Annotated in this window: 6 protein-coding genes and 1 pseudogene; all 7 read left to right on the top strand. The window is 64.1% G+C overall.

Features of this window, described 5'->3' with window-relative positions:
• A partial coding sequence (locus ABLA28_RS09785; RefSeq protein ID WP_347713506.1) for an amidohydrolase family protein occupies window positions 1-451 on the top strand: 451 nt, incomplete at its 5' end.
• 144 nt (window positions 452-595) lie between these two features.
• Window positions 596-2,110, top strand: coding sequence for an ABC transporter substrate-binding protein (locus tag ABLA28_RS09780; RefSeq protein ID WP_347713505.1), 1,515 nt, complete (start codon window positions 596-598; stop codon window positions 2,108-2,110).
• Between the two features lie 395 nt (window positions 2,111-2,505).
• Entirely contained in the window at window positions 2,506-3,435 is a 930-nt protein-coding gene (locus tag ABLA28_RS09775; protein ID WP_347713504.1) for an ABC transporter permease, read from the top strand.
• 12 nt (window positions 3,436-3,447) lie between these two features.
• Complete coding sequence (locus ABLA28_RS09770; protein WP_299299017.1) at window positions 3,448-4,347, top strand: ABC transporter permease; 900 nt, start codon at window positions 3,448-3,450, stop codon at window positions 4,345-4,347.
• Between the two features lie 27 nt (window positions 4,348-4,374).
• Window positions 4,375-5,385, top strand: coding sequence for an ABC transporter ATP-binding protein (locus tag ABLA28_RS09765; protein ID WP_314717272.1), 1,011 nt, complete (start codon window positions 4,375-4,377; stop codon window positions 5,383-5,385).
• A gap of 10 nt (window positions 5,386-5,395) precedes the next feature.
• Window positions 5,396-6,502, top strand: coding sequence for an oligopeptide/dipeptide ABC transporter ATP-binding protein (locus tag ABLA28_RS09760; RefSeq protein WP_314717305.1), 1,107 nt, complete (start codon window positions 5,396-5,398; stop codon window positions 6,500-6,502).
• 43 nt (window positions 6,503-6,545) lie between these two features.
• Window positions 6,546-6,886, top strand: a pseudogene (locus tag ABLA28_RS09755) (peptidase T); the annotation flags it as partial.

Below are 6,886 nucleotides of genomic sequence, written 5' to 3'. Positions count from 1 at the left end.
CTCCGAGGAGTTCGGCCTGCGCTATACCATCGAGCACTGCACGGAGGGGCACCTCATCGCGCCCTGGCTGGCGGAGAGAAAGGTCTTTGCCGCCGTGGGGCCGACGCTCTCGTCGAAACCCAAGATCGAGCTCCGCAACAAGTCCTGGGATACGCCCGTGACGCTCTGGAGGGCCGGTGTCCATTTCTGCATCATCACGGACCACCCGGTCATTCCCATCGAGCACCAGATCGTCTGCGCCTCTTTGGCCGTGAAGGCGGGGCTGCCCCCGGACGAGGCGCTGAGGGCGGTGACCCTGTATGCCGCCGAGCACCTGGGGCTTGAGAAGCGGATGGGGTCCATCGAGCCCGGCAAGGACGCCGACCTGGCGGTCTGGGACGGGGACCCTCTGGACGCCCGGACGCACGTCGTCAAGACCTTCATCGACGGCGCGGAGGTCTACAGCCGCTGAGGCGGCGACGGCCCTGTCGCGTTTCGTCCCGAAAACTACAGGGATCGGCCCTGGCTTCCTGGGGGCGCCCGTTCCCCTGCTTCGTCCGTTTTGTCTTCCATCTCCCCGGTTTCGGGGGGAAATAAAAAAGAGGAGAGGATAGTTTTGAGGAAGAGCATTTTGGCACTGCTGGCACTTGCGCTTGTTCTTGCCCTCGGCGGCTCCGCGTTCGCCGCCAAGGACGCGCTGGTTGTGGCCGACCAGTACGACGCAACCACATTCGACCCCATCCGCCACAACGATTATCCCAGTTCCCGCGCCTGTCATCAGGTCTACGACACCCTCATCTTCCTGAACGACGACGGCACCTTCCGCCCCGGCCTGGCCGAGAAGTGGGAGTTCGTCTCCGACACGGCGTACAAGATGTACCTCCGCAAGGGCGTGAAGTTCCACAACGGCGAGGAGCTGAAGGCGGAGGACGTCAAGTTCTCGCTGGAACGCGCCACCACGGAGGTGGGGGCCCACATCAAAACCTATTCCCAGGACCTGGACAACGTCGAGATCGTGGACGACTACACGGTCATCCTGCACCTCAAGAAGGTGAACTTCCCCTTCTTCGCCTCCCTGGCCCACAGCTGGGGCTCCATCGTCAACAAGAAGGAGGTCGAGGCCCAGGGCGAGAACTACGGCACGCCCGCCGGCACGGCGGTCGGCACCGGCCCCTTCAAGTTCGTGAGCTGGCAGAAGAGCGACCGGTACACTCTGGAGCGCTTCGACGACTACTGGGACGAGAAGGCGAAGTTCAAGACCCTCGTGCTCCGCTCCATCCCGGAGCCGACGGCGCGCACGGTCGGACTCGAGACCGGCGAGGTGGACATCGCCTACCCCATGATCAACAACGACATCTCGCGCATCGAGGAGAACGAGGCCCTGGTCCTGCAGCGCAAGCCCCTGGCCTCCACCACCTACATGGGGTTCAACACGACCAAGAAGCCCTTCGACGATCCCCGCGTGCGCAACGCCTTCAGCGCGGCGCTCGATACCGTGGGCATCCAGAAGGCCGTCTTCCGCGGCGTGGGGAAGACGCCGCGCACGCTGATCCCCTCGGGGATCAAGTATTCCATCGATGCCGATCTTCCGGTGCACGCGCGGGACGTCGAGACGGCCAAGAAGCTCTTCGCGGAGGCCGGAGTCGACCCCAAGGGACTGAAGATCGAGATCTGGACCAACGAGCGCAAGGAGCGCGTCGATATGGCGACGATCATCCAGGCTCAGCTTCAGGAACTGGGCATCGAGGCCAAGATCAAGGTCCTGGAGTGGGGGGCCTACATCCAGGGCCTGCAGAAGAAGGAGCACGACCTGTTCCTCCTGGGCTGGGGCCTCTCCGTTCCCGACCCGGACTACGCCGTGGCCGGCCTGCTGGAGACGGGAGCGGGCACGAACTACACCTTCTTCAGCGACGCGAAGCTGGATGAGCTGCTGGCCAGCGGGCGGTCCTTGCCCGACGGCCCGAACCGCGAGAAGACCTACAGGGACATGCAGCTCTACATCAACGAGAAGTGCCCGATGATCCTTCTGCATAACGACGAGTCCCTCGTCGGGGTCCAGAAGACCGTCAAGGGGTTCGTCAGCAGTCCCTTCGACGTCCACACCTTCGCCACGGCCTACTTCGAGGAGTAGCGCGCGCTTGAACGTCTTTGGGACAGAGAATTTTTTGTCCCTCGAGGGGTTTGTATCGGCAGGGAGGGCTTCTCTTGCCCTCCCTGCCGACGTGTCTGAGCGACCTGATTCCAATTCTAAATCACCCGTATACTTCGTTGTTTTTGCTCGCCTTGCTCGACGTACTTTTTTGTACGCCTGGTGAGGAACCTAAGCGATTCGCACGGCTCATGCTTCGCCGGCTCTCTGCTTATTCGCTGCGTCTCGCAAAAGCCGCCTCGTCTACGAATGATTTAGAAATGGAATGATACGTAAAGATTGATCCTTGAGCCGTCCAGAAGGCACTGTATATGAACGGTCCGGGGACTAGCATAACGATAGACGTTGCATGAGATGGAAAGGAAGGATGTTTCGCGATGCTACGATACATCGTTCGCCGTGTCCTGTTCCTGATCCCCGTCCTGCTCGGTGTGGCCTTCTGTGTCTTCACCCTGCTCTACCTGACGCCCGGCGACCCGGCGCGCATGGTTCTGGGGGATCTGGCCACCGAGGATGCGGTTCAGGAGTTCCGCAACCGCGAGGGGCTGAACGACCCCTTTTTGGTGCAGTTCGGAAACTACGTCTGGAAGGCCGTGACGAAGGGTGACATCGGCCGCTCCTATATCACCAAGCGGTCGGTCGCCCAGGAGGTCCTGGCCGCATTTCCCGCCACCCTGAAGCTCTCGGCCCTGGCGATGCTGATCGCCATCCTGGTGGGGCTCCCCTGCGGGATACTCTCCGCGATCAAGCAATACTCGCTCTTCGACACCGTCACGATGATCTTCGCCATGATCGGCCTGTCCATGCCGGTCTTCTGGCTGGGCCTGCTGCTCATCCTGCTCTTCTCGGTGCACCTGCGCTGGCTGCCCTCCTCCGGGTTCGGCACCTTCAAGGCCATGATCCTGCCGGCCGTCTCGCTGTCGGCCCAGGCGATCTCCATGGTGACGCGCATGACGCGTTCCTCGATGCTGGAGGTCATCCGCGCCGACTACATCCGAACCGCACGTGCCAAGGGGCAGAAGGAGTCCGTCGTCATCTGGGTGCATGCGCTGCACAACGCGCTGATCCCCGTGGTCACCCTCTGCGGGCTCCAGTTCGGACACCTGCTGGCCGGCGCGATCCTGACGGAGTCCATCTTCGCCATCCCCGGCGTCGGCCGCCTCATGGTCAGCTCGATCATGCAGCGCGACTACCCCATGGTCCAGGGCGGAGTGCTCTTCATCGCGATCGTTTTCAGCATCGTAAACCTTTTGGTCGACCTGGTTTATGCCTACATCGACCCGCGCATCAAGGCGCAGTACAAGTAGGGAGGAGACATCATGACGAACGCCAATACGGATGCCCTGGACGCCCCCGTGAAGGGCACGGGGCGCAGGCGGCGCGGCCCCTTCGCCGAGGTGATCTTCCGGCTGAGCAGAAGCCCTCTGGCCATGTTCGGCCTGGCGGTCATTCTGCTGCTGATCTTCTGCGCGATCTTTGCCGACGTCCTGGCCCCCTACGATTTCGCAAAGCAGGACCTGATGCACATGTTCGAGACCCCGTCCGCGGAGCACTGGCTGGGCACGGACGAGTTCGGGCGCGACATTCTGAGCCGCCTGATCTTCGGCGCCCGCGTCTCCCTGCAGGTCGGCTTCATCGCCGTGGGCATCGCCCTGGTCGTTGGGGGGATGCTGGGGGCTACGGCCGGCTACTACGGCGGCTGGATCGACAACGGGATCATGCGCGTGATGGACGTGCTGCTCTCCGTCCCCCAGACCCTGCTGGCCATCGCCATCGTGGCGGCCCTCGGGCCCAGCCTCATGAACCTGATGATCGCGGTGGGCGTCTCGGCGGTGCCGAACTACGCCCGCATCGTGCGCGGATCGGTGCTCTCGATCCGCGGCATGGAGTTCGTCGAGGCGGCTCGGTCCGTCGGCAGCTCCGACCTGCGCATCATCATGAAGCACATCATCCCCAACAGCATGGCCCCGATCATCGTCCAGTCCACGCTGGGCGTGGCCTCGGCGATCCTGAACGCGGCGGGGCTCTCCTTCATCGGGCTGGGCATCCAGCCGCCCAACCCCGAGTGGGGCGCCATGCTCTCCGGCGGGCGGCAGTACATCCGGGACTTCCCGCACCTGACGCTCTACCCCGGGCTTGCGATCATGTTCACGATCCTCGCGCTGAACTTCCTGGGCGACGGCCTGCGCGACGCGCTGGACCCGAAGCTGAAGCGCTGACGCGGGCGAAGGGGAGGAACCGAGTCAATGGAAAGGCCGAATATGGAAAGAAACGAGAACAAGACGGACCTCCTGCTGGAGGTCCGGGACCTGACGATCCAGTACGTGACGGACAGCGGGACGGTGCATGCGGTGGAGGGCCTGAACCTCCGGCTGGGGCGCGGGGAGACCCTGGGCTTCGTCGGCGAGACGGGCGCGGGCAAGACGACCACGGCGCTCGGCATCATGCGTCTGATCCCCTCGCCGCCCGGCGTGGTCCGGTCCGGGGAGATCCTCTTCGAGGGGGAGGACCTGCTGAGGAAGAGCGAGGCGGAAATGCGCACCGTCCGCGGCGGGAAGATCGCGATGATCTTCCAGGACCCGATGACGAGCCTCAACCCCGTCATGACGGTGGACAGGCAGATCGCCGAGATGATCCGGCTGCACCGGAACGTCTCCGAGGCGGAGGCCCTGAGGCAGGCGGGGGACATGCTGGAGCTCGTGGGCATCCGGCGCGAGCGGATGCACGACTATCCGCACCAGTTCTCCGGCGGCATGAAGCAGCGCGTGGTGATCGCCATCGCCCTTGCCTGCGACCCCGGGCTTCTGATAGCGGACGAGCCCACCACGGCGCTGGACGTGACCATCCAGGCCCAGGTCCTGGAGCTGATGAAGAAGCTGAAACAGCAGTTCGGCGCCTCGATGATCCTGATCACGCACGATCTGGGTATCGTCGCGGACATCTGCGACAAGGTCGCGATCATGTATGCCGGCCGGGTGGTGGAGTACGCTGACAAGCGCTCCCTCTACAGCAACCCGCTGCATCCCTACACCATCGGGCTCTTCAAATCCGTGCCGGACCTGGAGGAGGACGTCGAGGAGCTGGCGGTCATCCCGGGCCTGATGCCGGACCCGATGGAGCTCCCGTCGGGCTGCACGTTCCACCCGCGCTGCTCCATGGCCGAGGAGTCGTGTTCCCGCGTGCGGCCGGAGGCGGTCGAGCTGGAGCCGGGGCATTTCGTGGCCTGTCCCGTGCGCGCGCGCATGATGGGCCGGTGAGGTGATGATGATGACGACGGACAACAAACCCTACATCCGGGTCGAGAACCTGAAAAAGTACTTCAGCACCAAGCGGGGGATGCTTCACGCCGTGGACGACGTGAGCTTCGACATCGAGAAGGGCGAGACCCTTGGGCTGGTGGGCGAGTCCGGCTGCGGCAAATCCACGCTGGGCCGGTGCCTGATCCGCCTTCTGGACAGCACGGCGGGCAAGGTCCTGCTCCAGGACAGGGAGGGCGGCGGCTACACCGACGTGACGAAGGTGAACGCCTCCACGATGAAGGAGCTGCGCAGGAGGGTGCAGATCGTCTTTCAGGATCCCTATTCCTGCCTGAACCCCAGGCTCTCCGTCTGGGAGCTCATCGCCGAGCCCCTGATCGTCAATAACGTCTACGGAAGCAAGGCCGAGATGCGCAAGCGCATCCGCGAGCTGATGAGCACGGTCGGCCTGGCCGAGCGGCTGGAGAACAGCTACCCGCACGAGCTGGACGGCGGACGCCGGCAGCGGATCGGCATCGCGCGGTCCCTGGCCCTGAACCCGGAGTTCATCGTTCTGGACGAGCCGGTCTCCGCGCTCGACGTCTGCATCCAGGCCCAGATCCTGAACCTGCTGAACGAGCTTCAGCGCGAGTTCCACTACACCTACGTGTTCATCTCCCACAACCTCAGCGTGGTGAAGCACGTCTCGGACCGCATCGCGGTGATGTACCTGGGGCAGGTCGTCGAGCTCTGCGACTACAAGGAGCTCTTCACGACGGCGCTGCATCCCTATACCCAGGCGCTCCTCTCGGCCATTCCCGTGGCGCGCCTGGACGTGAAGAAGGAGCGCATCATCCTGGAGGGCGACGTTCCGAGCCCCATCGAGCCCCCGGACGCCTGCCGTTTCATGGGACGCTGCCGGTACTGCCAGGACATCTGCCGTCGGGAGACCCCGCCCTTGCGGGAACACCTGCCCGGGCATCACGTGGCCTGTCACTTCGCGGGAGGGCTTCGGGAGGGGATGGCCGTGCCGCAGCCCACGGTCTCCCCGGATCAGCTGGCCCCGAATCCGGATCCCGACGAACTTCTGGTGGAAAAGGAGATCCTGCCCGCGCCGGAGCTGCCTCCGCGCGAGTGAGCCGTTTCGAATTGGACGATAGGTAAGGAGATTTTCTGAAATCATGTATTCGACGCTCGAACGTTTTCTGAAGTACGTAACCTACGACACTCAGTCCGTCCAGGATGCCCCCACCGTGCCCAGCACCCCCGGCCAGCTCGTCCTGGCCGAGGAGATGGGCGCGGAGCTGCGGGCTCTGGGGCTGAAGGACGTGGAGGTGACGGAGCACGCCTACGTCACGGCGACGCTGTCCGGCAACACCGCGAAGAGGGTGCCCGCCGTCGGCTTCGTCGCGCACCTGGATACGGCGACCGAGCTGACCGGCAGGAACGTCAGGCCCCGGGTGGTGAAGGACTATGACGGCGGCGACGTCGTCCTGAACGAGGCGGAGGGCGTGGTGCTCTC

Source organism: uncultured Fretibacterium sp. (genome assembly GCF_963544685.1).
Lineage (GTDB): Bacteria > Synergistota > Synergistia > Synergistales > Aminobacteriaceae > CAJPSE01.
The sequence above is the reverse complement of the archived record's forward strand: the minus strand, read 5'-3'. Positions and strand labels throughout refer to the sequence as shown.

Coding starts and splice junctions, on each gene's coding strand:
- ABLA28_RS09770 (WP_299299017.1), top strand. CDS start 3,448: ATGACGAACGCCAATACGGATGCCCTGGACGCCCCCGTGAAGGGCACG.
- ABLA28_RS09765 (WP_314717272.1), top strand. CDS start 4,375: ATGGAAAGGCCGAATATGGAAAGAAACGAGAACAAGACGGACCTCCTG.
- ABLA28_RS09775 (WP_347713504.1), top strand. CDS start 2,506: ATGCTACGATACATCGTTCGCCGTGTCCTGTTCCTGATCCCCGTCCTG.
- ABLA28_RS09760 (WP_314717305.1), top strand. CDS start 5,396: ATGACGACGGACAACAAACCCTACATCCGGGTCGAGAACCTGAAAAAG.